20 protein-coding genes are annotated in these 24682 nt (G+C 42.1%); 9 read left to right on the forward strand and 11 right to left on the reverse strand.

What is annotated here, in order from left to right; translation table 11 throughout:
• The 3 genes from PE36_RS01710 to PE36_RS01720 all read right to left on the reverse strand — a co-directional run.
• Positions 1-934 (reverse strand): LysR substrate-binding domain-containing protein (locus PE36_RS01710; RefSeq protein ID WP_006030207.1); only part of this gene is annotated, 934 nt, incomplete at its 3' end.
• Positions 935-1023: 89 nt separating this feature from the next.
• Positions 1024-1953: an NAD(+) diphosphatase gene (gene nudC, locus PE36_RS01715; protein ID WP_043993717.1), complete on the reverse strand. Its 930-nt coding sequence runs from the start codon at positions 1951-1953 to the stop codon at positions 1024-1026.
• A 66-nt stretch (positions 1954-2019) separates the two neighbouring features.
• Entirely contained in the window at positions 2020-2925 is a 906-nt protein-coding gene (locus tag PE36_RS01720) for a LysR family transcriptional regulator (RefSeq protein WP_006030209.1), read from the reverse strand.
• A 164-nt stretch (positions 2926-3089) separates the two neighbouring features.
• Here PE36_RS01720 and PE36_RS01725 point away from each other — a divergent pair, with 164 nt between their 5' ends.
• Together PE36_RS01725 and PE36_RS01730 are read left to right on the forward strand one after the other, a co-directional pair.
• A complete protein-coding gene (locus tag PE36_RS01725; RefSeq protein WP_006030210.1) occupies positions 3090-5942 on the forward strand; it encodes an FAD-binding and (Fe-S)-binding domain-containing protein in 2853 nt (950 codons plus the stop codon).
• A gap of 141 nt (positions 5943-6083) precedes the next feature.
• Complete coding sequence (locus PE36_RS01730) at positions 6084-6569, forward strand: ankyrin repeat domain-containing protein (RefSeq protein WP_083797959.1); 486 nt, start codon at positions 6084-6086, stop codon at positions 6567-6569.
• Between the two features lie 181 nt (positions 6570-6750).
• On the opposite strand, the gene PE36_RS01735 is transcribed toward PE36_RS01730, so the two are convergent.
• Positions 6751-8061: an acetyl-CoA hydrolase/transferase family protein gene (locus PE36_RS01735; RefSeq protein ID WP_006030212.1), complete on the reverse strand. Its 1311-nt coding sequence runs from the start codon at positions 8059-8061 to the stop codon at positions 6751-6753.
• A 300-nt stretch (positions 8062-8361) separates the two neighbouring features.
• On the opposite strand from PE36_RS01735, the gene PE36_RS01740 reads away from it, so the two are divergent.
• Positions 8362-9390, forward strand: a complete 1029-nt coding sequence (locus PE36_RS01740; RefSeq protein WP_006030213.1) for an AraC family transcriptional regulator — start codon at positions 8362-8364, stop codon at positions 9388-9390.
• Positions 9391-9565: 175 nt separating this feature from the next.
• On the forward strand, positions 9566-11596 hold the full coding sequence (locus PE36_RS01745; RefSeq protein ID WP_006030214.1) for an FAD-dependent oxidoreductase: 2031 nt from the start codon (positions 9566-9568) through the stop codon (positions 11594-11596).
• Between the two features lie 96 nt (positions 11597-11692).
• On the opposite strand, the gene PE36_RS01750 is transcribed toward PE36_RS01745, so the two are convergent.
• From PE36_RS01750 to PE36_RS01765, 4 genes are all read right to left on the reverse strand, one after another.
• Positions 11693-12112, reverse strand: a complete 420-nt coding sequence (locus PE36_RS01750) for a GNAT family N-acetyltransferase (RefSeq protein WP_006030215.1) — start codon at positions 12110-12112, stop codon at positions 11693-11695.
• Positions 12113-12160: 48 nt separating this feature from the next.
• The gene (gene catB / locus PE36_RS01755) at positions 12161-12793 is read right to left on the reverse strand and encodes a type B chloramphenicol O-acetyltransferase (RefSeq protein WP_006030216.1); all 633 of its coding nucleotides are present in this window, start codon (positions 12791-12793) and stop codon (positions 12161-12163) included.
• 81 nt (positions 12794-12874) lie between these two features.
• The gene (locus PE36_RS01760; RefSeq protein ID WP_006030217.1) at positions 12875-13414 is read right to left on the reverse strand and encodes a GNAT family N-acetyltransferase; all 540 of its coding nucleotides are present in this window, start codon (positions 13412-13414) and stop codon (positions 12875-12877) included.
• Positions 13415-13531: 117 nt separating this feature from the next.
• A complete protein-coding gene (locus tag PE36_RS01765; RefSeq protein ID WP_006030218.1) occupies positions 13532-14176 on the reverse strand; it encodes a helix-turn-helix domain-containing protein in 645 nt (214 codons plus the stop codon).
• Positions 14177-14308: 132 nt separating this feature from the next.
• Between PE36_RS01765 and PE36_RS01770 the strand changes: the two genes are divergently transcribed.
• Entirely contained in the window at positions 14309-15544 is a 1236-nt protein-coding gene (locus tag PE36_RS01770) for a benzoate/H(+) symporter BenE family transporter (protein ID WP_083797960.1), read from the forward strand.
• 202 nt (positions 15545-15746) lie between these two features.
• The gene (locus PE36_RS01775; RefSeq protein ID WP_006030221.1) at positions 15747-17285 is read left to right on the forward strand and encodes a PAS domain-containing methyl-accepting chemotaxis protein; all 1539 of its coding nucleotides are present in this window, start codon (positions 15747-15749) and stop codon (positions 17283-17285) included.
• Positions 17286-17417: 132 nt separating this feature from the next.
• Here the strand turns inward: PE36_RS01775 and PE36_RS01780 are convergent, their stop codons facing one another.
• A complete protein-coding gene (locus tag PE36_RS01780; protein WP_006030222.1) occupies positions 17418-18047 on the reverse strand; it encodes an outer membrane beta-barrel protein in 630 nt (209 codons plus the stop codon).
• Positions 18048-18191: 144 nt separating this feature from the next.
• Here PE36_RS01780 and PE36_RS01785 point away from each other — a divergent pair, with 144 nt between their 5' ends.
• On the forward strand, positions 18192-20105 hold the full coding sequence (locus PE36_RS01785; protein WP_006030223.1) for an ATP-dependent DNA helicase RecQ: 1914 nt from the start codon (positions 18192-18194) through the stop codon (positions 20103-20105).
• A gap of 115 nt (positions 20106-20220) precedes the next feature.
• Here PE36_RS01785 and tpx read toward each other — a convergent pair whose 3' ends face one another.
• The gene (gene tpx, locus PE36_RS01790) at positions 20221-20718 is read right to left on the reverse strand and encodes a thiol peroxidase (RefSeq protein ID WP_043993724.1); all 498 of its coding nucleotides are present in this window, start codon (positions 20716-20718) and stop codon (positions 20221-20223) included.
• A 267-nt stretch (positions 20719-20985) separates the two neighbouring features.
• A complete protein-coding gene (nagE, locus tag PE36_RS01795; RefSeq protein ID WP_043993726.1) occupies positions 20986-22440 on the reverse strand; it encodes an N-acetylglucosamine-specific PTS transporter subunit IIBC in 1455 nt (484 codons plus the stop codon).
• Positions 22441-22731: 291 nt separating this feature from the next.
• On the opposite strand from nagE, the gene nagB reads away from it, so the two are divergent.
• On the forward strand, positions 22732-23541 hold the full coding sequence (nagB, locus tag PE36_RS01800) for a glucosamine-6-phosphate deaminase (RefSeq protein ID WP_006030226.1): 810 nt from the start codon (positions 22732-22734) through the stop codon (positions 23539-23541).
• Positions 23542-23545: 4 nt separating this feature from the next.
• Positions 23546-24682: an N-acetylglucosamine-6-phosphate deacetylase gene (gene nagA / locus PE36_RS01805; RefSeq protein ID WP_006030227.1), complete on the forward strand. Its 1137-nt coding sequence runs from the start codon at positions 23546-23548 to the stop codon at positions 24680-24682.

Below are 24682 nucleotides of genomic sequence, written 5' to 3' on the forward strand. Positions count from 1 at the left end.
ATTTGGCTAATGCTTTATCCCAATATGGCGGATGACCTATGGTGTCTTTCAAGAAATTAATGGTCGTTCTCACTCTGGCTGGTAAATGCTTATTGCGTGGATAGACGGCATAGGCTGGCATCTTTTGATTAGCGCGCCAGTCTGGTAACAGCTGCACCAGTTTACCAGTTTCCAATTCATCGGTGAGCAGATAACTGGCAAGATAACCGATGCCTTTGCCAGCAATCAATGCATCTCTGACCGCTTCAGCGAGGTTGACACGGTAGTTTCCTGAGACACTGATGCTGAATTCTTCATCCCCTCTGGCGAAAGACCAATGATTACAACTACGACTCTTGCTGTGGTAAGTCACGCAATTGTACTGGGTCAGCTCATCCGGATGTTGCGGAGTACCATGAGCCTGCAAATATTCGGGCGCGGCGAGTAACAAGAAGCGAGTATCAGCGATGCGCTGAGCTACATAACCTTCGCTAATATCTTCATAAGTGGTGACCCAGAGATCGATGTCCTCCGCCAGCATATCAACCTTGTGATCGAACAAGCTGACATCGATAGTGAGTTGTGGATATTTTTTTTGCAGCTTATCCAAAGCCGGGATGATATGCAATGTGGCAAAAGATCGCGACAGTGCCAGACGAATATGACCTGAAATTTCATCTCGGGTATCAGTCACCAAAGTATCAGCCTCCTGAATAAGGGAAACTATTTGGGCACTGTATTCCGCATAACGCTTGCCCTCTTCAGTCAGGGTTCGAGTTCGGGTGCTGCGATTAATCAGCTGAACACCCAGATCTTCTTCCAAACTATGCAGTTGCTTACTCACATGGGAGACAGACACTTTGAGCATCTCTGCCGCCTTAGTTAGGCTACCGCTAGTAGCCAAGGCATTAAAAAATACGATCTGATAGGCTCTGTGCTGTAAAAAATCTTTCATTTATCTGCCTGTATGACATGGAAAAGGCTGTATTTAACGAGGTAATACGCCGTCTTATAACGACGTAACTAACTGTACGACTACAAAAATTAATCCCCTAGACTAAGCCAGTGAGCAATTAAATAACTCGAAATTGAATCGCCTCTTGGTACTTTAAAGCCGGGAGCGTCATCACCCCACTCGCCAAACGATTGTATTTCAGCGCGAGAAAACCAGCGGGCATCATCGATTTCATGTTTATCGACCTGAATATCATCACTGCTGGCATCGGCAATAAAACCGAGCATGATAGAGGATGGAAATGGCCAAGGCTGTGAGGCTAAGTACTGCACGTTGGTAACGGCAATACCCGACTCTTCTTGTACTTCTCGGGCAACAGCAGTTTCTAATGTTTCACCGGGATCAACAAAACCTGCCAAGGTCGAGTACACGCCTTCTGGCCATTCGACTTGACGGCCTAACAGACAACGCTCAATACCATCTGCAAACAGCTTTCGCACAATCATGATCACCGCAGGATCGGTACGTGGGAATGTTTGATGCTTACAATCTGGATTAGTACATAATCGCGCATGTCCCGCAGTCGCGGATTTATTCACCGTGCCACAGCGTCCACAAAAACCATGCGAACGATGCCAAAAACCTAAACCACGCGCCAGTGCCAGTAGTGAAGCCGATTGGTTATCCAGTATCACCGCGACTTTACGCAGATCGCTAAATTCACCCTCAAGCAAAAATGCCGCCACTAACACGTCATCAACATGGGTTAAGTCCAACGCAAAATAAGGCGTATTGTCATTATTTTCATCAAGCCCTAAAAATACAGCGTCCTCTAAATTAAGATGCTGGACAGCCTCAAGCGTTAAAAATAACGGTGCGTTATTCGCTTTATTAAAATAGTTTTGATCTGTGTGGGTTAATACCCAACGGCTATTATTATTCTTTTGAGTTGCTAGCCACTCGGGGCTTTTACGTTGATTAGATGCACGGTCAAGTAACATCTCACTGTATTTAAGCATCATTATCATCCTTGCTGTTTTCTTATTTTTTTGTTGGCATGTATTCTGTTGGTCGTTCGTCAACGCTTAACTAAAGTTATCTGCTTGGCGTTGATAAAACTGATAAATGTGTTCGATAAACAACTTCACTTTTAATGGCTGAAGCTTGGTATACGGGTAAATAGCATAGATACCTAACGACTTAGCTACCTGTTTTGGCAATACTTCAACCAAGGTTCCCGCTTGTAAATCATCGGCCACCAGCACTTTAGGTACATATATCAGCCCTAAATTAAACAACGCCGCTTTGCGTAATGCCGCAGAGTTATTGGTACTGAAATTACCTGATATTTTTACGCTGTAGTCTGCTTCACGGCCTTTAAACAACCACTCATTCGCGCCGCTTTCTTGATGACTGTACGCCAAACAATTATATTTTTCTAAATCCTGGGGGCGTTTCGGTGTGCCGTTGTTAGCTAAATAGGCTGGCGATGCACAGATCACCCATTGCGCTTGTACTAGACGGCGGGCAATGTAGCTCGAATCCTGTAATGCACCAGTACGGATAGCCAAGTCAAAGTTGTTATCAATTAAATCGACAAAGCTATTGTCCAGATCCATATGCACATGAATATCGGGGTAACTGATACTAAAATCTGCTATCGCTTCGGCTAGGATTATTTCGCCAGACACAGTCGGTACGGTTAACCGAATAGAGCCGGACAAACTATCCCCTAGCCCATTCATGGCATCAACGGCACCTTGCACCGATTGGTATATGGTTCTGGCGTGTTCAAAAAACACTTTACCGGCTTCCGTTAACGTTAACTTACGCGTGGTACGGAAGATCAATTGCACACCCATTTCTTTTTCTAAACGGGTAATGTGTTTACTCACTACTGACTTAGTTAAACCAACAATATCAGCAGCTTTACTAAAAGAACCTTGTTCGATTAGGTGATAAAAAATTAAAAAATCATCGGTACTTCGCATTATTGGTCCACTTTATGAAACAGTCATGTGTAATCGGGCTAGTATATCAAACAGTTTAATGACGGTACTATGTTTGAACCGCATCATTACAAAATTAAATAAACATAATGTGGCACATTAAAAACAAAATAAAAATAACATCGCCGCATTATTAGGAGCCTGCAATGTCTGACCCTTACCACATACTGATTAGAAAATTACGCCAGTCCATTGATGAAAAACGTATTATCACCGACCCGACGCTCACTTTCGCTTACGGAACGGATGCCAGTTTCTATCGCTTAGTGCCAAAGCTGATCTTACAACTGGCTAATTTAGACGAAGTGGTATTGGTCATTAAGACTTGCTATGACATGGCTATCCCCGTGACCTTCCGCGCAGCAGGCACTAGCTTATCAGGACAAGCCTTGTCAGACTCGGTACTTATCATGCTGACCTCTGATTGGCGCGAACATAAAGTCTTAGACAACGGCAAACAGATCTGGCTACAACCGGGTATTATCGGTGCTGACGCCAATAAGATCTTAGCCCCTTATCAACGTAAGATAGGTCCAGATCCAGCCTCGATCAATACCTGTAAGATCGGTGGTATTGCCGCCAACAATTCCTCGGGAATGTGTTGTGGCACCGCGCAAAACAGTTATCAAACCTTAGCAGGCATGACAGTGGTACTCGCCGACGGTACCGTACTGAATACCTTAGACAGTTATAGTGTGGCGCAATTTAAAATCAGTCATCACGAGATGCTCGATGATCTGACTAACCTTGCGCAAGCGTGTAAAGACAATACCCCATTAGCCGATAAGATCCGCCACAAATACCGCCTTAAAAATACCACAGGCTACAGCCTTAATTCGTTAACCGATTACAGCGACCCGATTGATGTGTTACAGCATTTGTTTATTGGTTCGGAAGGCACGTTGGGCTTCATCGCGGATGTCACTTACAATACGGTGATCGACCATAGTTTCAAAGCCACGGGTCTGTATTTATTTGCCGATATTGAGCAAACTTGTTTGGCCGTAAGCGCACTTGCTAATACCAGTGTTGCCGCTGTGGAGTTAATGGATAATCGCGCCTTAAATTCGGTGGCAGATAGACCGGGGATGCCAGCGTTTATCACTCAACTATCTCAAGGCAACTACCCCACTGAAAAAAATTCCGAAGCCGCGGCATTATTAGTTGAGATCCACGCTGAAAATGAAACAGCGTTAAAGCAGCAAGTAGCCGAAATTAGTGCATTGATAAACCAGTTTACCCCAACTGACGCGATTGAATTTAGTACTGATACCAAGATCTACAACCAGTTATGGGCGATCCGTAAAGAGCTGTTCCCCGCAGTAGGCGCGGTGCGTGAAGTGGGTACCACAGTGATCATCGAAGACGTGGCATTTCCTATCGAACAATTAGCCGCGGCAGTACGTGACTTAGAGATCTTGTTAAAAAAATACCATTATGATGAAGCGATCATCTTTGGCCATGCATTAGCGGGCAACTTACACTTTGTGTTTACCCAAGCATTCGAAACAGAAAAAGAAATCAATCGTTACAGTAGTTTCATGGACGATGTGGCGCAGTTAGTCGCGGTCGAGTATCAAGGTTCATTAAAAGCCGAACACGGTACTGGCCGTAACATGGCACCGTATGTCGAGCTGGAATGGGGTAGCGAAGGTTATGCCTTGATGCAAGAAATCAAACGCATCTTTGATAAGACCGGTATTTTAAACCCCGGCGTGATCTTAAATGATAATAAAAATAGCCACATTACCGATTTAAAAATCATGCCAGCAGCAGACCCACTGATTGATAAATGTATCGAGTGTGGTTTTTGTGAACCGGTTTGCCCATCACGCGAATTATCGCTAACGCCCCGACAACGTAATACCGTATACCGAGAGATCAGCCGCTTACAGCGTAGCCAAGAAGATCCCGCGCGTCTTGCCGAATTAGAGAAATCGTTTAAATATTTAGGCATTGATACCTGCGCCGCAACAGGTTTATGTGCAGAGCGCTGCCCAGTGGATATTAATACCGGTGACCTCATTCGCAAGTTACGCCAACAACATTCACCCATCGCCAATGTTATAGCCCGTTGGAGTAGCGATCACTTTTCTGGGATCACAACGGCAACACAAGCAGGGTTAACTGTCGCGAACGGTATCCACAGTGTATTAGGCACTAAAGTGATGCGTACTGTGACCAAAGCCACCCGTAAACTCAGTGGCGGAGCTGTACCATTATGGACGCCGAGCATGCCGAAAGCAGCAGGTAAAGTGAAGCTATTAGCCAGTGATGGTCTGGCGCATAAAAAAGTCGTCTACTTCCCAAGTTGTGCCGCACGTAATATGGGCACTGCAAAGAATACCATGGATAACCGCCCACTTGCTGAAGTAACACAAGCGGTATTACAAAAAGCCGGTATTGAAGTGGTTATGCCAAGCAAGTTATCAGAAAAATGCTGTGGTATGCCGTATAAGAGCAAAGGTTTTGTGGATACCGCCTTGAGTAAATCGGCGCAGTTAGAAGCGGCATTATGGGAAGCATCTGAGCAGGGTAAACTACCAGTATTAATGGATACCAGCCCCTGCGCGAGTACCAGTATTGAGATGATGACCAAAGACATCGCGATTTATGAACCGTTCCGCTTTGTGGCTGAGTTCGTGATGCCGCATGTTGATATAACGCCACAAGCTGAGCCTGTGATGTTGCACATTACCTGTACCTCACGTAAGCAAGGTTTAGCAGATGTAATGGAACAAGTCAGTCGAGCCTGTGCGCAACAAGTGATTATTCCAGACGACATTCAATGCTGTGGTTTTGCCGGTGATAAAGGCTTTACCATCCCAGAATTAAACGCATCGGCATTGTCTCCATTAGCACGTCAAGTACCGAGCAATTGCAGTGAGGGTTATTCGAATAGCCGAACATGTGAGATTGGTTTATCAGAGCACAGTGGAATTGAATACCGCTCGATATTGTATCTGGTAGATAAAGTGAGCGAAAAGCGTGTTAGCTAAAAGATAAGTAGTGATTAATAAGCAGGTTGCGGCCTGCTTATCAATTTGACTGAATGAGTATACATTTATACTTTTTTAACTCTTTTCTCTCTATGATAATTTTATTATTGATAACTTTCCTTTTCCTGACGTCGAAAAAATATGGTGCTAAAAATAAAAAAAATACTCTTAGTATCATCACTCTCCGCAGTGCTTATATCCAGCTCTATCGCTATATATGCTTTAGAATCTATGAATATTGAATACCTTATTTCATATGCGGATAATAATGGTAATGGAACTACAGAAAATGATATTCAGCAATTGCAAAACAATACGGGTATTGAATTTATATTGAATGGTTCGAATAATTACAAGTATCAGACGGCTGAGATATTTTTAGATAATGGGTTAGATATTAACAGTATAAATCATTCCAGTGACCGTAATATAAACGCGTTACATTCCGCGGTCTTACTTAAAAATACAGACAATGTCTTATTTTTACTGAAACATGGAATAGACATTAATGCTAAAACTAAAAATGGGTTAACCGCATTAGATTGGGCTATAAAAACATATGAAGTTAATCCGACCAAAGAACTCAGTGAAATCATTCAGATATTAGAAACAGCAAGTAACTCGTAGTTCGCAATTGTATCCAGTAAGTAAAGTGAGCGAGAAGCCTGCAGTCTAGATAACAGCAATAGATAGACAGTAAGTTATTAGAAATAGTTTGACCCACAGTTCTTAACAAAAAATAAGCAGGTCGATGGCCTGCTTATTCATTTCGTAATACTAAATAATAGTCGTTATATATCCAGTCAGATTACTTGCTAAGGCCGACAAAAACCGCTTCTTCGCGCAGTGCGTCACGGAAATCAGGGTGAGCAATTTGAATTAGCGCTTCTACACGCTGAGGAACAGAAAGACCACGAAGATCAGCGCTGCCGTATTCTGTAGCAATAATCTGAACATCATTACGTAGTGTTGTCACAGGGGTACCAGTAGGTAGAGCAACACGGATCGTTGACGTGAGGCCATCTTTACCTTTATGCAGAGAAGCAAGGCAAAGAATACTGATCCCCCCTTTTGACATTTGTGCGCCACGGATAAAGTCGACTTGACCGCCAGAACCAGATATTTGATTAAAACCAACACCTTCAGAAGCAACTTGCCCGGTTAGATCAGCCATGATGCAAGTATTTATCGACACGAAGTTATCATTTTTGGCAATTTCATATGGGTTTACAACTGTCGATACGCAACCCATTTCTATTTCTGGGTTGTTGTGAACATAATCTATCAGCTCTTGCGAACCTGCTGTAAACGCTGTAATGATTTTGTTGGGCTTGTAGTTTTTCTTGGCACCACTAACCGCGCCTGCTTTACACAGTTCCATCATTGACTCAGTAAACATTTCAGTGTGAATACCAAGGTCTTGATGATCTTTTAACGCCATGCCCATCGCATTTGAAATCGTACCTATACCGATTTGGATCGTCATACCATTTTTAACATAAGGGATAACGTGTGAAGCGATCGTCTTTTCAAGCTCAGATGGTTCGCCAGCTTTAGGACCCGCAACAGGGTGATGACCCTCTGTAATATGCGTCACTTGGTCAACGTGGATCAAGTTATCTTCACCAGCAATATAAGGCTGGTGTTTGTTGATAATGGCAATGATGGTATCAGCATGCTTCATTGCTTCGTTATTACCGACACCACCACAAGCGCCCATGCTCATGTAACCTTTTTCATTTGGCGGGGTCATCTCTACAACCATAACATTGGGTTGAATTTGATTAAATAGCTGCGGGAAATGAGAGAAATGGAAGTTGATCGTTTCAACGTTACCCGTTTTTTGAATTTTACGCTCAAGTGGCCCCATAAACAGGCTTATATGTTTAAAGCTACTGCGAAACTCGGGTTTCAAAAAACCATATGGATGAGTGATAAGACCCGTATATAACTCACAGTTTTTAACTTCTTCGACACGTTTTTCTAATTCAAGTAAAAACAGAACCGGAGTAGATAGTAGACCACCAGCCCATACTTTATCTTCTGATTTTATTAGTTTGGTTGCATCCGTTAGAGAAACAGTTTTACTTTCATAAGTATTTTTCCAAGTTGTCATCATAACCTCTCAATAATAGAAAATAAGAACCTATCTGTATTTAAATTCACTCATAACGTTCCGTTGTTATCAGTTAGGATCTTTTTATTTGCTGCCGCGTAATCCTTGCTCTTTGGCTCTACTATATTGATAAAAGGTCTGAATGATTTTGCATTTCAGGTCAAGCGTATGACAAAACGGGTCAAGTATTAAAATTGAGACTTGGGTCACACATGTGCCGATGCAGAATAGGACGTCAACGGTTGTGAAGCGTGCATGATTATATTAGTCTGAATTACAGTTAATTATTCTTGTTTTTGAGTTATGCCAATAAAAAATAAATCGATTAAGCCATTGTTATCGTATTACATTCATCCCGGTTGGATGAACCTATTAACAAAAGCCGCGGATAAAGTGAATATTGAAATTTCGTATGGTGCTTCAAATCGTATTATGGCGTCTGAATCGAGCAAGAATATGGATGTTCGCGAAATCAGAGATTTTCATTATCAACTCTATCTCAATTCGGGTGATCCAACATTTACATTAGATGCAGCCAAACAAGTAACGCCGCTTACATTCGATAGTTACTCCCTCTGTTTATGGACATGCCCCGATCTTTTAACCTTGCTAAAAGATGCGGCAGCGTTTTGTATTACGCTAGGTTCGCCTATTCGACTCAGTTTTCATTTGACGCCGCAAGGGGATGCCGAAATTTGGTTATTTAATCAAGAACCGTTAAACAAAGAATCTCACATCACCCATTTAGGGGTCACGTTGTATCTGGCAACACTTGTTCAGATTATTCATGAAACCACGGGGCATCAGCTCGATGAGTTGGCGGTGAAACTCATTACTTGGCCGTATGATGATAATCGCTTAGCTGAATTTGAGAAAATAATGCGCTGTCAAATTTCCACAGGCTCGCCCGTGAGAAAGATCCACATAATGCGTAAATACCTTCACAGACCATTGGTCACACAAAATCCTGAAATATATGCCAGCGCTCGTTCCCTATTACTTAATAAAGCCGCTCAACTTGAAGCCGATGATATTTTATTACAGGTATATAACACGCTCGATAAGCAAGCTAATTTAGATAATTTATCTGCTGAAAGCATCGCTTCACAGATGCTTTTCAGTGTGCGAACTCTTAATCGTCGATTAGCTGAAGTAGGAATGTCTTATCGGAGCGTAGTTGAGAAATATAAACTTGAAAAAGCACTGCAACTACTCAATCAACCGCATAGTAATATTACCGAAATTGCCTTTCATTTAGGATTTTCAGATTTAAGTACATTTTCTCGCGCTTTTAAACGCTGGACTGGCTGCAGCCCGACAAAATCAACATAACGGAATGGAGCAAAAGACTCGCCAAGGATGATCCAAATCAACTTAGTTACTAATGACCTAAAGTGTCAAATCTATGGCTTGGAATGCAAAGTAATATGCGTAATGAATTGTTCTAATTAACCTCAGTTAGTGTAACAAAAACAATATTGTTACCATCAGTTACTGGAGTGAAACAATGTTAAAACAATCGCATAAAGTGTTATTTGAATCTATGTATATTGGTAAGCTCAAACTAAAAAACCGTTATTCTATGGCCCCTATGGGTACCCTTGGATGTGTGGATGCCGATGGCGCGTATAACCAACGTGGTATTGAGTATTACACCGCCAGGGCTAAAGGTGGTGTAGGCTTGATCATCACTGGCGTTAACATGGTTGAGAATACGCTTGAACCCTTCCCAATGCCATCGTTACCTTGCCCGACTAATCATCCCATTTCGTACATTCGTAATGGTAAAGAGCTGACAGAACGAGTCCATGCTTATGGGACAAAAATATTTGCTCAATTAACAGCTGGATGGGGACGTTCTTGTGTGCCAGGTTTTACGCCAGCAGACAAATCCATTGCACCATCTGAAGCGCCTAACCGTTTCGACCCTACTATCATTCACCGTGAACTCACCACGGAAGAAGTTAAATACTTTATTCATAAATTCATCGAAAGTGCTGTTATTGCCCAAAAATCTGGTTTTGATGGCGTCGAGATCCATGCGGTACATGAAGGCTACCTACTTGATCAGTTCACCATGGAGTTTTTCAATAAGCGTACCGATCAGTATGGCGGTAGCTTCGAAAATCGTTACCGTTTTGCGGTAGAAATAGTTAAAGGTATCAAGGCTGTTTGTGGTAAAGATTACCCCGTTAGCTTACGTTACTCAGTAAAAAGTAACATGAAATCCTTTGGTGAGGGCATTCTACCGGGTGAAGATGCGGTTGAAGTGGGTCGTGATATGGAAGAGGGCTTACAAGCAGCTAAGTACCTGCAAGATGCAGGCTTCGATGCCCTTAACGTCGACGCAGGTTCCTACGACTCATGGTATTGGAACCATCCGCCTAACTACTTCAAACCTGGTATGTACAAACCCTACTGTAAAGCGGTATCTGAAGTCGTTGATATTCCAGTACTGATGTCTGGTCGTATGGAGAACCCAGACATGGCGAGTCGTGCTGTCATTGAACATGCCGCTGATGGTATTTCGATGGGTCGCCCACTACTTGCTGATCCTGATGTGGTTAACAAGATCCGCCGAGGTCGTTTTGAAGAAGTCCGTCCATGTCTTTCCTGTCACCTTGGCTGCCTCGGCCGTATGGCTGAAATAGGCAACATCTCATGTGCAGTCAATCCGCGCTGTGGTCGAGAAGAAGAATATAAACTAACACCAACGCATAAAGCGAAAAAAGTGGTGGTGATTGGAGGTGGCGTGGCCGGTATGGAAGCGGCACGTATTGCATCTGAACGCGGACATAACGTTGTGCTGTTTGAAAAATCAGATAACCTAGGCGGTAATGTTATCCCTGGTTCACAAGCGCCATTCAAGCACGATGATAAGCAACTTATCACATGGTTTGAAGGTGAACTGACTCGTAAAAATGTTGACGTACGTATGAATACAACGGCAACGAAAGCAACTATTGAAGCTGAACAACCAGACAGTGTGATCTTTGCAACAGGCTCTCGTCCAACGACTCCAACTTGGTTAGCCGGACAAGACAAAGCACATGTTGCCATTGCAGAAGATGTACTGATGAACCCAGACCTAATCACTGACGAAAGTGTAGTGGTGATTGGCGGTGGTTTAGTTGGTTCCGAAACGGCTCTGTGGCTTGCACAAAAAGGCAAAAAAGCAATCTTGGTTGAAGGTGCTGACGATATTATCGGTGGCCCACACGGTACTTGTTTTGCTAACTACCAGATGCTTAAAGAACTATTGGTTCAAGAAAACGTTGAAATTAAAACCTCAACCTTCTTAAAATCAATCACTGATAATGGCATTGAAATTTGCCCTGCGAATGACCAAACTGCAGTGAGCGAAATCAGCGTCGATCACGTTATCCTTGCGATGGGTTATAAAGCAGAGCATAGCTTGTTTGATGAGTTAGCAAATGAACTGGATGTTGAAGATGTGTTTAACATTGGTGATAGCCAAGCAGCCCGAACCATTATGGCGAGTATCTGGGAAGGTTATGAAGTCGCTCGCTCATTGTAAAATTGATGCGAACTTGTCGCTATAACCTGCCGCTTAAAACGCCATATTAGTAAACGATAAATAAACACGAAAGCACAACAAGTTTCCTTGCTGTGCTTATTCATTTCGTAACACTAAATAATCACCCACTACACCCGTACCTTTACCCACCTCGACAAACCCTTTCGCAAGATAAAACTGCATCGCTTTTTCATTCTTCACCAGGCATTTCAATATCTGCGGTCGGCCATTAAACTCAGTTAGCATAGCAAGTAACTTAGTACCAACGCCGATACCCTGCGCATCATCGGCAATAAACAAATGATGGATGAAATTATCCGGTTCATAAACGGCGATAAAACCAAGTACCCTGTCACCAGTCACGGCTACATAAATAGTGTCATCGGTAACATGCGCATCAAAATCCGTTAACTGATAACCGCGGCTATCCAACCAAGTGAAAGTTGACGTCCTTGATGCCATATAAAGCGCACGTAATGCCGGTAAATATTGCGGTGAGTATGCTGCTATTTCCATATAGCTGTTCCTTCTATATAACCATGATTTCCATATATAAGCTTATAATTAGCTTCGAACTTGGCTTTCCCAATAACGGTATAGCCCGTCGATATCTTCAGAGCACATAAGCGGCATCGCGCCTTTCAGCTGTGCTTCCGTCCATGTCCACCACTGGATCTCGAGTAATATCTCAATTTGTTGCTGGGTAAATCGATAACGAATGTGCTTGGCCGGATTTGAGCCGACGATAGAATAAGGTGCAACATCTTTAGTCACCACGGCGCGGCTGGCAATAATCGCCCCATCACCCACTTTAACACCACTCATGATCATCGCTTCGGTGCCAATCCAAACGTCATTACCAATCACGGTATCACCAGCGCGTTGAAAACCGTCTTTAGCATCGGCAAAGTTTTCATTATCTTGGTAAAAGAACGGAAAGGTACTGATCCACTGATGTTGATGGCCTTGATTACCGGCCATCATAAATACCGCACCCGAACCGATAGAACAGTAACTGCCGATAATTAACTTATCAACATCACTGCGATCGGGTAATAAATAACGCGCGCAATCATCAAAGCTATGATGATGATAATAGCCAGAATAATAACTGTGTTCGCCCACTATAATGTTTGGGTTTGTGACCTGCTCTTTCAGTGATTTTCCCACGAATGGGCTTTCAAAATAATTGTTCAACCTAGACCCTTTTTACTTATGCTTTTTATAACGAGCTAATCAAATTAACGCACCGATTATCCCATTGTTGGACTGATAATCCTAACGTAAATCAGTGCGATGGATACCGTAAACCGCATGGTCGATTATCTCACCATTAACGTTTTCAGTGTTACTAATAATACCTTCTAACACCATATTCAAACGCTCACAGACTCGACGACTTGCGGTATTGTCGACAGCGGCACATATCTCGACTTTGTCCATGTTTAACTCAGAGAATGCGTATTCAATTAAAAAGCTCACGGCTTTGGTTACGATGCCCGAACCTTGGTATTTCTCACTTAACCAATAGCCCACTACAACCTTTTTTAATTCTTGATCAATACTGTTAAAACTGACATTACCCACCACAGTATGCTGATAAACAATCGCACAAGTCATCGACTTACCTTCTGCGTATCCTTGCAATGATTTACGAATAAACTCAAGGAAGAAGGCTTCGTTATTGGCATGTGTCGCCCACGGTAACCATTTTGATATATAGGCACGTTCGGCTGTCACTATATCTAAATAACGACGAGCGAATGACGGCTGTACCAATGCTAACTGTAAATCTGGTCCAATATTTAATGTAAACATCCATACTCCTGAATATGATTTCTCTACCCTCATATTAAGATTTATTTATACCTCAAACAAGGTATTCGCTCACAGATGCAAAATAAAAATGAGCCAATGGCGATGGTTCGCAGGCAATTAGGTTTGGGTATAACTAATGATATTGTGGATCGTCACTGGCTTCTCGGTCATATTACGGTAGCCGTGTTGCTGGTCAGCATTAAATTTAATACTCTGCCCTTGCTTTAAGGCATGCCACTGCTGTGCAATGCCATCGGCTGTGAGTGCTAAGAAGTATTCCATAGTGCCATCAACAGCAATGATATGTTCAACCACGCCAGCATTATGCGGTGCCGAAATATGTTCACGTTGTGGATCTAAAGTGATCTGGAATACTTCCAGTTTAGTCAGTGGGTCATAAGGAAATAATGTCACGATGTGAATATCATCTTCACTATTCTGCAATTTATTTAGGGCTGTATTTAACGATGTATTGGCCGAAGTTTCTGCCTGCGTTTGCGCTAAGTCGGTCAGAAAGTAAGACAGCGGCAGCTCAAAACCATTAGCGATATTCCATAATTTCACCACGGTTGGACTTGATTCCCCGCGTTCAATTTGCCCTAACATAGCTTTTGATACACCAGTATGTTGACTGGTTTTATCTAAACTCCAGCCTTTGTTACTGCGCGCCGTTTTAAGACGACTACCTAAAGATGTGTGAATATTGATAATAATGCCCTTGGTGATCGCTCTTTTTGTAAAGTTATCTTTGTAATAACTCATTTGTTAAAAGCTGTCTGCTGTAAAAAAAGAAGCTTGTGCGTTATAACATACAGTGCTATTTTGAATAAATATTTGTGCGTTATTACGTACAAACACTTTATCACGTAATCGATAATTGGAGAAGTAGCAGCAATGATCAGCACAATTTTAAATAGATTAAACATGGGCTTTATTGCTGCTTTAATCGGCTTTACCAGCTCTATTGCCTTGATATATCAAGCCGCGTCTAATCTTGGGGCAGACTTAGTGATGATATCAAGTTGGGTGTTTGCATTAGGACTTGGCATGGGCCTCACTTCGATTGGTTTATCTATCTATTACCGCACTCCATTATTAATAGCCTGGTCAACACCCGGTGCCGCGTTACTGATCACCAGTACCCAAGGCTTTAGCATTAATGAAGCCGTGGCTGCCTTTATCTTTTCCGCTTGTTTAATTACCCTGTCAGGTGTTTCAGGGTTATTTGAAAAGTTAATGGATCGCGTGCCGCTCCAAATCGCCAGTGCCATGCTGGCTGGGATCTTACTGTCATTTGGTATTGAGGTATTTAATGTCATGAACGCTTCACCACAGCTTGTTGGTCTGATGTTTATCACCTATTTAGTCTGTAAAGCACTTATTCCACGCTTTGCTATGTTAGTGATTTTAATTGTGGCAGTTACATCGGCATCGGTGCAGGGGTTGTTTGTCGTTCCTGAATTAGAATGGAGTATCGGCCAACTGGTATATATTGAGCCTGAGTGGAGTATCGCCGCGTTAATCAATATCGGCTTACCATTATTTCTTGTCACTATGGCGACTCAAAATATGCCCGGTATCGCCATTTTAAAAGCCCATGGTTATCATGCCCCAGTATCAAAATTAATGACGGTGACAGGTATCACCAATATGCTTATTGCGCCCTTTGGTGGTTTTGGTATTAACTTAGCAGCGATCACAGCAGCAATATGCATGTCAGAAGAAGCCGACCCAGATCCGAAAAAGCGTTATTGGGCTGCGGTCAGTGCAGGCACTTTCTATCTGTTAATGGGACTTTGTGCGTTAAGCCTAATGACCTTGTTCCAGGCCATGCCGTCGGCCTTGATATATGCGTTAGCCGGTATTGCTCTGTTCTCCACTATAGGTACTAGTTTACAGCAAGCTTTTGTTGAATCGCCTTACAAAGAAGCCGCACTCATGACCTTTTTAGTCACCGCATCGGATTTTACCTTGTGGAATATTGGCTCAGCATTATGGGGGATATTAGCGGGCTTAATCACGATGGTCATTATCACGGTTACTGCCGCGCTCAAGAGACCCATTAATACCGATTCAAACTCAAGCGCTAAGCCAAAGAACCAAATAACTCAATCCCTTAAAGTGAAATAACGGAAGACTCATGATTCAGATCAATAAATCCCTAATTTTATTGTTATAACTGTGATTCAAATTGCGTTTTATGACCACCATCGTGACATGCTTCACACTTTAGAGCTTGAACTTTAATCCATATTGTAGTCTATTGATTCCCCTCAATTTATTATACGGTCGGCACATTCATTTATGCTGTCTTATGAGCTTAAGGGAAGACATGACTCATACAACAAATAAAGAAAGAACTTTCGCATCGTCAGCGCAATTAGTCTCTATTACTGACCTTGATGGAAGGATCACTTACGCGAATAATGAATTCTGTACAGTTGCTGGATATACGCTTGAAGAATTAGTCGGTCAGCACCACAATATAGTTCGTCACCCATCAATGCCTAAAGACGCTTTTGCCGATTTATGGGAGAAGCTAAAGCGTAACGATTCGTGGCGGGGTATGGTTAAAAACCGTTGTAAAAATGGCGATTATTATTGGGTAGATGCGTACGTAACACCTGTCTATGAGAATAACAAAGTAGTCGGTTACCAATCGGTTAGAACACTACCAAATGCCATACAAAAACAACAAGCTCAGAAACTGTATGATACATTAAACAACGGCAAGTCAGTTTCTGATTTTCAGGCCAACATTAACGTAAGACGAATGATGGCAGCAGTGGTTATTATCGCGGCTTTTCTCACTAACTTGGCGTATGTCGATTCTATTCTGCCATCAATAGTACTACTCGTCTCTGTTTGTGTTATTGCTCTGATTTTTACCCAAGAACTATTTTTGTTTCCAAATTACGTCGCCAAAACGAAAGTTTTATTCGATAGTCCGTCACGTATTATTTTTTCAGGTAACGGTTTATTAGGCATTATCTCTTATCCATTAGAATTATATAAAGCTCGGATCAGAACCATCCTAGGCAGAAGCCAAGATTCCGGACGAAAACTAGTAAAACTGGCTAATGAATTAGAGCAAGCATCTCAAGAAATGTTGGAAGGAATCCAAGAAGAAAGTGATCAGTTGACCCAATTTGCAACCGCAATTACCGAGATGAGTTCCACCATTGAAGAGGTCAGTTTAAATACCAATCAAGCCCACGATAAAGTCTTAATCGTACAAAATGAATGCCAAGCAAACATTCGAATTATCGAAAAAAACCAAGGTAAAATTAATAATTTAGTGAGTGACGTTGATAAAGCTGCTTCAAACGCGCTTGAATTGGTTGATGATGTTAATCATATTTCGGCTATTATGAGTGAGATCCAAGGCATTGCCGATCAAACCAACTTATTAGCACTTAATGCCGCAATTGAAGCAGCCAGAGCTGGCGAACAAGGTAGAGGTTTTGCTGTCGTTGCTGATGAAGTCAGAAATTTAGCCAGTCGAACGCAAGAAGCCACCATACAGATCCAGAACTCTGTGGTCGAATTACAAGATACTTTAACAACCTGGAGCAAGGTGATGCTGGCCAGCAAAGCTAACGCGGAAGAGTGCTCTGCAGATAGCGCAAAAATAGAACTCGCAATGGAACATATTATTACCAATGTTGACGATGTGAGTGATATGACCGCACAAATAGCCACCGCGGCTGAAGAGCAAAGTATCGTAGCTCAACAAATGACTCAAAGTATCCATACTATCGATGGTATTTCTAAGCAAAATGCCATACATGCCACTCAAGTGAATAACTATGGCATTGAAGTAAACAAGAGCGCCGAAGAAATTGAAAAATTAAGCGCAACATTTAAATAATACCGAATGACAGTCCATGAAGCCTTATGCCGTCTTCGTGGACTTTTTTAAATTAACGACACCGAACAAATAATAACTTTCTAGCACAATCTAATAACTCTCTAGCACAATCTAATAACTCTCTAGCACAATCTAAAACGTCAATTTTGCGCCAAGGTTCACCTGCCCTTGCCACATGAGTTCAGCATCAACCAACCACTTACAATTACCGCTATTACAAAATAACGATTGTGAACTGCCAATAAATGTTGCGTAACCACGTAAATCGGCGAATAGTGAAAAATCGGGTGTCAATTCATATTCAGCACCGCCACCAATAGCCATAGAAAAATGCGTTTCATTAGAGAAACGTCCACTTGGGCGCATTTGTGTTAAACCAGCACTGGTGGTGATATAAGGGCGAAACTTACCTTGCGGGAAATATAACGCGCCACCCAAATGTAAATAGTCAGTATCAAGACCGGTCACCTCGGATTGATTTAAGTTATCGCCAATACTGAATTCTGTGGATTGGTGGCTATAAAGTAAATAAATGCTACCTGGATCTGGGGTTGTCACACCCGCCATAATGCCCCAATGCCCTGACTCTGCTATTTTGACTGAACTTTCTTCTTGGGTATTGCTATCGATTGTTGAAAAATCATTCGACCCAAAGCCATATCCACCAAACGGAGCGACAAATACCTCAGCGGCAGCAATTGCAGAGTGCATCAATACACTAATCGATAGCAAAATAGCACCAAATTGTTGCTTATACTTCATAATACATCCTGTAATATCATGATTGACTGTTAAAAATATAGCATTGCCACACTTTTATCCCCATCTACAGGATCACTTTTTCAACAAAAAACGATATACTGCCCTGCTCAACCGCCCTTTGGTTTCATAATACGAGAGACAGATATGCTGCATCAGACGTTACAACACTACTTTGGCTATGATCAATTTAGAGAAGGCCAAGAAGCTGTCATTAACAGTATTGTCAGTGGAAATTCAAGTGCAGCCATCTTTCCAACTGGCTCAGGTAAATCATTATGCTATCAGATATCAGCATTACATTTACCAAACTTAACCTTAGTGATCTCACCGTTATTAGCCCTGATCCAAGACCAGTTATTATTTTTAAAGAAACATAACGTCGCGGCAGCTAAAATTGATTCGAGCATGTCAGTCGATGAAGTCAGAGAGACCATGTCAAAGGTACGCGAGGGGGAAGTTAAGATCTTAATGATCTCGGTTGAACGTTTGAAGAATGAACGCTTCCGTAGATTCATCAAACAAGTACCGATTTCATTATTGGTGATCGATGAAGCCCACTGTATTTCAGAATGGGGACACAACTTCCGTCCCGATTACTTGAAACTGCCGCAGTACCAAAAAGAGCTAAACATTAAACAAGCTTTATTATTAACGGCAACCGCGACACCCGCCGTTATTAAAGACATGGAAACCAAGTTTAATATCAAACCAGAAGATATTATACAAACTGGTTTTCATCGCGCTAACCTCAGCTTATTAATGCACCCGATTGCCCAAGACAAGAAACTGCATGCGCTAACTCGTTGGTTAGGTAAAAAGGCCGGACAAGCATCCATTGTCTATGTCACCTTGCAAAGAACGGCAGAAGAGCTAGCCAGCGCTCTGCAACAAACGGGGATTGAAGCCGTGGCGTATCATGCCGGTATGCCCACCGAGATCCGTGAAGAAGTGCAGCAAAAATTTATGCGTAATGGCATCGACTGTATTGTTGCAACTATCGCTTTTGGTATGGGCATTGATAAAAGTAATATCCGCAACGTCGTGCATTTTGATTTACCTAAGTCGATTGAGAACTACAGCCAGGAAATTGGTCGTGCAGGTCGTGACGGTAATGATTCACAATGTCTGGTATTAGCTAATTTAGATAACCAAAGTATTCTCGAAAACTTTGTTTACGGTGATACGCCCGAGCTCAATGGCATTGAAACGGTACTTAGCGAAATCCAAGCAGCTGGGACTGAATGGGAACATACTTTATACGGGTTATCGATGAGTAGTAACTTGCGCCAAGCGCCGTTAAAAACCTTATTGGTGTATTTAGAAATGCAAGGCATCATCAAGCCTCTGTATTCCTATTTTGCTGAATACCGCTTTAAATTCTTAAAAGATCCAGCGCAAATACTTAATCAATTCAATGATGAAAAACGCGTATTTATTGAAGAAATATTTAACGCATCACCGGCGAAACGCACTTGGGCAACAGTTAACTTTGAACGTATGAGTGAGGGTTATCAAGAGCAGCGTAGTCGCGTGATCACCGCACTGGAATTTTTGCATGAACGCAATAACATTGTGCTTGAAAGCAAGTTAATGACCGATGTATATCAGATATTAAATTCACGCTTTGATAGCCAACAATTAGCCGAAACACTGCATCAACAATTTGCCAATAAAGAACAAAGTGAAATTAAACGCGTGCATGCAGTAGGCCAATATATTCAGAGTTCGCAATGCTTAAGCAAAGGCTTATCAACTTACTTTGGAGATGACAAAGCGCCAGAACAATGCGGAACTTGCTCTGTCTGTCAGGGGCGCATTGCGCAGTTGCCACAACCCGCCAGCATGCCACCGCTATCGATAGAGCACGTTGTCGAACTCAGCCAAGCGTTTATTAATGCTTGCGGAAAACAGCCTACGCCAGTATTAATCACCCGTTTCTTATCCGGCATAAGTACCCCGTTATTCATGAAAATGAAAGCCAAGAAGATCAGTAACTTTGCCGCGCTGCAAGCCTATCCTTATCAGCAAGTATTAACCTTGCTCACCAACAACCAGTAGACTTTTCTACCCGCATAAAAAATAGCGCTACAGATCCTGCAGCGCTATTTCATATTCATTATTCCAAACTAAGTTTAGAAACTTTAAGTCACTATTTATGTTTAACCACTTATGGTTATAGTGCTTTAAGTGCTAGCTCATAGTTAGCTTCATCTGTGATTTCAGCAACTAATTCACTGTGTGTCACAACACCTTCAGCATTGATACATACTACAGCACGCGTCGTTAAACCACGTAAAGCACCATCAGGAATCGCAACACCGTAAGCTTCTGCAAACTCAGGGCTGCGGAATGTTGAAGCATGTTGTACGTTAGCAATGCTTTCAACTTCACAGAAGCGACCTGTCGCAAAAGGAAGATCTGCAGACACACATACCACAACTGTATTTTCTAATGTTGCAGCAGCTTCATTGAATTTACGTACGCCAGTCGCACATACAGGCGTATCGATGCTTGGGAAAATGTTAAGTACAACATTCTTGCCCTGTAAACTAGCCAGAGTTAAATCAGATAAGTCTCCAGCAGTTAATGAGAAAGCTGGCGCTAATGAACCAACCGTAGGGATTGTACCTGAGATATTTACAGCATCGCCTTGAAAAGTAACTTGAGTCATATTTTTATCCGTTTTATAAATGAATGTAATCATTGATTTAACCGCTAGCAAAAATTGATCTAGATCAACAAAGTGATTTTTAATATATAACGTCCCTACACCTGTGTACACTCCACAGCGTAAGTATTTGTCAGGTCTGACCTATTACATTTTTTATGTTGTTTTCTTCAAAAAATTCAACCACAAAAAAAGGCGATGCATTAAATGCATCGCCCTTTTTAACCCTTGGAGATTAACTACAAAGTAGCTAATCTCTATACAAGGCTATTAAACAAGTTTCTTAAGTGCGTTAGCAACGAATTCAACTTGTGGACCAATCACTACTTGTACCGCAGTTTTACTTGGCTTGATCACACCTGGTACGTGGCGCTTAAGTTCAGCGTCATTTACAAGTGAAGAATCTTTCACGTCAAGACGTAAACGTGTTGCACAGTTATCAACGTGTACTAGGTTATCTTTACCACCAACAAGTTCGAAAACTTTAGCCGCGACTTCAGCGTGTGAAGCTTTACCCGCTTTAGCAGGAGCAACTGATTCTTCACCAGCGTCTTCACGACCTGGCGTTTTAAGGTCAAACTTAATGATGATAGCGCGGAATGAAACGTAGTAGATTACGAAGAATGCAGCACCTTGAACCAGTAGCATGTACCAGTTAACAGCAAGTGGGTTACGTGAAGATAATACTAAATCAACTAAACCAGCACTGAAACCGAAGCCTGCAATCCACTGCATAGAAGCAGCGATGAATACAGAAACACCTGTTAAGAATGCGTGTAAAACGAATAGTACCGGCGCAACGAACATGAATGAGAATTCTAGAGGCTCTGTAACACCCGTGAAGAATGTTGCGAAACCAGCAGCCATCATGATAGACGTTACTTTCGCTTTGTTTTCAGGCTTAGAAGTATGGATGAACGCTAGTGCAGCACCTAATAGACCAAACATCATGATTGGGAAGAAACCAGCTTGGTACATACCAGTAACACCTACAGTCGCATTACCGTTAGCAATTGATTGTGCGCCACCAAGGAAGTTAGGGATATCGTTAATACCAGCAACGTCAAACCAGAATACTGAGTTAAGTGCATGGTGAAGACCAACTGGGATAAGCATACGGTTAAAGAATGCGTAGATACCAGCGCCTGAAGGACCCATATCTTTAATGCTAGTACCGAAAGTTACTAGACCATCAAAAATCATTGGCCAGACGAACATAAGCACAAATGACAGACCCATCATTACAAAAGAAGTAACAATTGGTACTAAACGACGACCACTGAAGAAGGTAAGCGCTTTAGGCAGCTCAACTTCGCTGAAGCGGTTATATAGTTCAGCAGTGATAACACCCACCAAAATACCAACAAACTGGTTGTTTATTTTGCCGAATGCAGCAGACACTTCGTCAGCGCCAACACCTTGGATAGCAGCAACTGAACCCGGTGAAAGTAGCGTTGTCACAACGAGGAAGCCAACAAGACCAGCAAGCGCGGCTGAACCGTCTTTGTCTTTTGACATACCGTAAGCAACACCTACAGCAAATAGAAGAGACATGTTATCAATGATTGCAGCACCAGATTTGATGAAGAATGCTGCAAGCATGCTTTCACCGCCCCATGCTACTGGATCAATCCAATAACCAATACCCATTAATACCGCAGCAGCAGGTAGAACTGCCACTGGAACCATTAGTGCACGACCAATCTTTTGTAAATAGCTAAACATACAGCCATCATCCTTATCTAAGTTTAAAATCCAATTAAATGTTTTGTTCTTGTTATAGAACTGTTGCAGTTCCATTAAAAGAACAGACTTTGTACTTACACCACAACTTATTTCGTAATGTAAAGTAAGATGGCGTTAATGACAAACCAAATTCACTTTTAATTCCCTGCAGTGTGATCTATTTCAACGATTTGAGCAGAAAAAGGTAAGTTTTGATAGCTGGATCCTAAAACTTAATTTACAATTAAAAAAAAGTATCAATTACCATTTAAAAACTATAGAGAGTATCGCATGAGATTAATTCCTTTAATTACCCCTGCTCAAGTCGGTCGCTGGAGCGCAGCTTACATCGTTAATAAAATTAACGCGTTTAACCCAACTGCAGATAAGCCGTTTGTTTTAGGGCTACCAACTGGCGGTACTCCACTTACTACATATAAAGAACTGATCAAATTACACCAAGCGGGTGACGTTAGCTTTGAACACGTGGTTACTTTCAACATGGACGAATATGTAGGTATAGATAAAGATCACCCAGAAAGCTACCGCACATTCATGTACAGTAACTTCTTCAATCATGTAAACATTCAAGATAAAAACGTTAACTTGTTGAATGGTAATGCAGAAGATCTTGATGCTGAGTGCCAACGTTATGAAGATAAAATTAAGAGCTACGGTAAAATTAACCTATTCATGGGTGGCGTAGGTGTTGATGGTCACATCGCTTTTAACGAACCAGCATCATCACTGGCTTCACGCACTCGTATCAAAACACTAACACAAGACACGCGGATTGCTAATTCACGTTTCTTTGATAACGATATTAGCCAAGTACCAAGACTAGCACTGACGGTTGGCGTAGGTACATTATTGGACTCACAAGAAATCTTGGTGTTGATCACTGGCCACAACAAAGCATTAGCACTTGAAGCAGCGGTTGAAGGTAGCGTAAACCACCTTTGGACTATCTCTGCGCTACAGTTACACCCAAAATCAATTATTGCTTGTGACGAACCAGCAACGATGGAATTAAAAGTTAAAACTGTGCGCTACTTTACAGAATTAGAAGCACAGAACATTCAAAGCTTTATTACGGAGTAAGTCCATGTATGCACTCACTAATTGTACTATCTACACAAACGACAGAGTGTTAACTGAGCACTGTGTAATTGTCGATGGTGAATTCATTCATGATCTTGTTGCGCTTACAGATTGCCCAACAGATATCGAACGTATTGACCTTGCAGGTGCAAGCTTAACGGCTGGTTTTATTGATTTACAACTCAATGGTTGTGGTGGTGTATTGTTTAATACGGATATTAGTATTAACACCCTTGAAATAATGCAACAAACCAATGAACGCTTTGGTTGTACTAGCTACTTGCCAACATTGATCACGGCTACTGATACAGAAATGAAATCTGCTATTGATACCATGGCAGCGTATTTAGACAAGCACAGCAACCAAGCACTGGGTTTGCATTTAGAAGGTCCTTACCTGTCTACTGCGAAAAAAGGCATTCACAGCATTGACCTTATTCGTCGCAGTGAACAAACCATGATCGATCATATCTGCAGTCACAGTGCCGTGATCAGCAAAGTAACCTTAGCGCCAGAAAATACGGATCCAGCACATATTCAGCAACTTAGCGCTGCAGACGTATTGGTTTCTGTCGGTCATAGTAACGCCACTTATACTGAGTGTATGCAAGGTTTTGAAGCTGGCGCGCGTTTTGCGACGCATTTATTTAATGCTATGAGCTCAATTACAGGTCGCGACCCAGGTGTGGTAGGCGCAATTTACGATCATAAAGACGTTTACGCCGGTATTATCGTTGATGGTCACCATGTCGATTACGCGAATGTGCGTATGAGCCATAAACTAATGGGCGAAAAGTTAGTCTTAGTCACTGATGCTGTAGCGCCTGCAGGTGCTGACATCAAGTCTTTTGACTTCGTGGGCACAGAAGTGTTCTATCGTGATGGTAAATGTGTGGGTGCCGATGGTACACTAGGCGGCTCAGCATTAACGATGATCGAAGCAGTTGAAAATACAGTGAAACATGTTGGCATACCGCTAGATGAAACACTGCGCATGGCAAATCTATACCCAGCAAAAGCCATTGGTGTAGACGATAAACTCGGTAGCATTGCCAAAGGCAAAGTTGCTAATTTAACAGCCTTTGATGCGGACTTCACTGTTATCAAAACGATCGTAAACGGACAAGTGAAAAGCTTCTAA

Origin of the sequence: Moritella sp. PE36 (assembly GCF_000170855.1) — a bacterium.
Lineage (GTDB): Bacteria > Pseudomonadota > Gammaproteobacteria > Enterobacterales > Moritellaceae > Moritella.

Excerpts from the sequence above, each read along its gene's own strand:
- PE36_RS01740 (WP_006030213.1), top strand. The coding sequence starts at position 8,362 with ATGCCAATAAAAAATAAATCGATTAAGCCATTGTTATCGTATTACATT.
- nagA (WP_006030227.1), top strand. The coding sequence starts at position 23,546 with ATGTATGCACTCACTAATTGTACTATCTACACAAACGACAGAGTGTTA.
- PE36_RS01770 (WP_083797960.1), top strand. The coding sequence starts at position 14,309 with ATGATCAGCACAATTTTAAATAGATTAAACATGGGCTTTATTGCTGCT.
- PE36_RS01730 (WP_083797959.1), top strand. The coding sequence starts at position 6,084 with ATGGTGCTAAAAATAAAAAAAATACTCTTAGTATCATCACTCTCCGCA.
- PE36_RS01750 (WP_006030215.1), bottom strand. The coding sequence starts at position 12,112 with ATGGAAATAGCAGCATACTCACCGCAATATTTACCGGCATTACGTGCG.
- PE36_RS01745 (WP_006030214.1), top strand. The coding sequence starts at position 9,566 with ATGTTAAAACAATCGCATAAAGTGTTATTTGAATCTATGTATATTGGT.
- nudC (WP_043993717.1), bottom strand. The coding sequence starts at position 1,953 with ATGCTTAAATACAGTGAGATGTTACTTGACCGTGCATCTAATCAACGT.
- tpx (WP_043993724.1), bottom strand. The coding sequence starts at position 20,718 with ATGACTCAAGTTACTTTTCAAGGCGATGCTGTAAATATCTCAGGTACA.
- PE36_RS01720 (WP_006030209.1), bottom strand. The coding sequence starts at position 2,925 with ATGCGAAGTACCGATGATTTTTTAATTTTTTATCACCTAATCGAACAA.
- PE36_RS01725 (WP_006030210.1), top strand. The coding sequence starts at position 3,090 with ATGTCTGACCCTTACCACATACTGATTAGAAAATTACGCCAGTCCATT.
- PE36_RS01775 (WP_006030221.1), top strand. The coding sequence starts at position 15,747 with ATGACTCATACAACAAATAAAGAAAGAACTTTCGCATCGTCAGCGCAA.
- PE36_RS01735 (WP_006030212.1), bottom strand. The coding sequence starts at position 8,061 with ATGATGACAACTTGGAAAAATACTTATGAAAGTAAAACTGTTTCTCTA.
- nagB (WP_006030226.1), top strand. The coding sequence starts at position 22,732 with ATGAGATTAATTCCTTTAATTACCCCTGCTCAAGTCGGTCGCTGGAGC.
- nagE (WP_043993726.1), bottom strand. The coding sequence starts at position 22,440 with ATGTTTAGCTATTTACAAAAGATTGGTCGTGCACTAATGGTTCCAGTG.
- PE36_RS01765 (WP_006030218.1), bottom strand. The coding sequence starts at position 14,176 with ATGAGTTATTACAAAGATAACTTTACAAAAAGAGCGATCACCAAGGGC.
- PE36_RS01785 (WP_006030223.1), top strand. The coding sequence starts at position 18,192 with ATGCTGCATCAGACGTTACAACACTACTTTGGCTATGATCAATTTAGA.
- PE36_RS01780 (WP_006030222.1), bottom strand. The coding sequence starts at position 18,047 with ATGAAGTATAAGCAACAATTTGGTGCTATTTTGCTATCGATTAGTGTA.
- PE36_RS01760 (WP_006030217.1), bottom strand. The coding sequence starts at position 13,414 with ATGTTTACATTAAATATTGGACCAGATTTACAGTTAGCATTGGTACAG.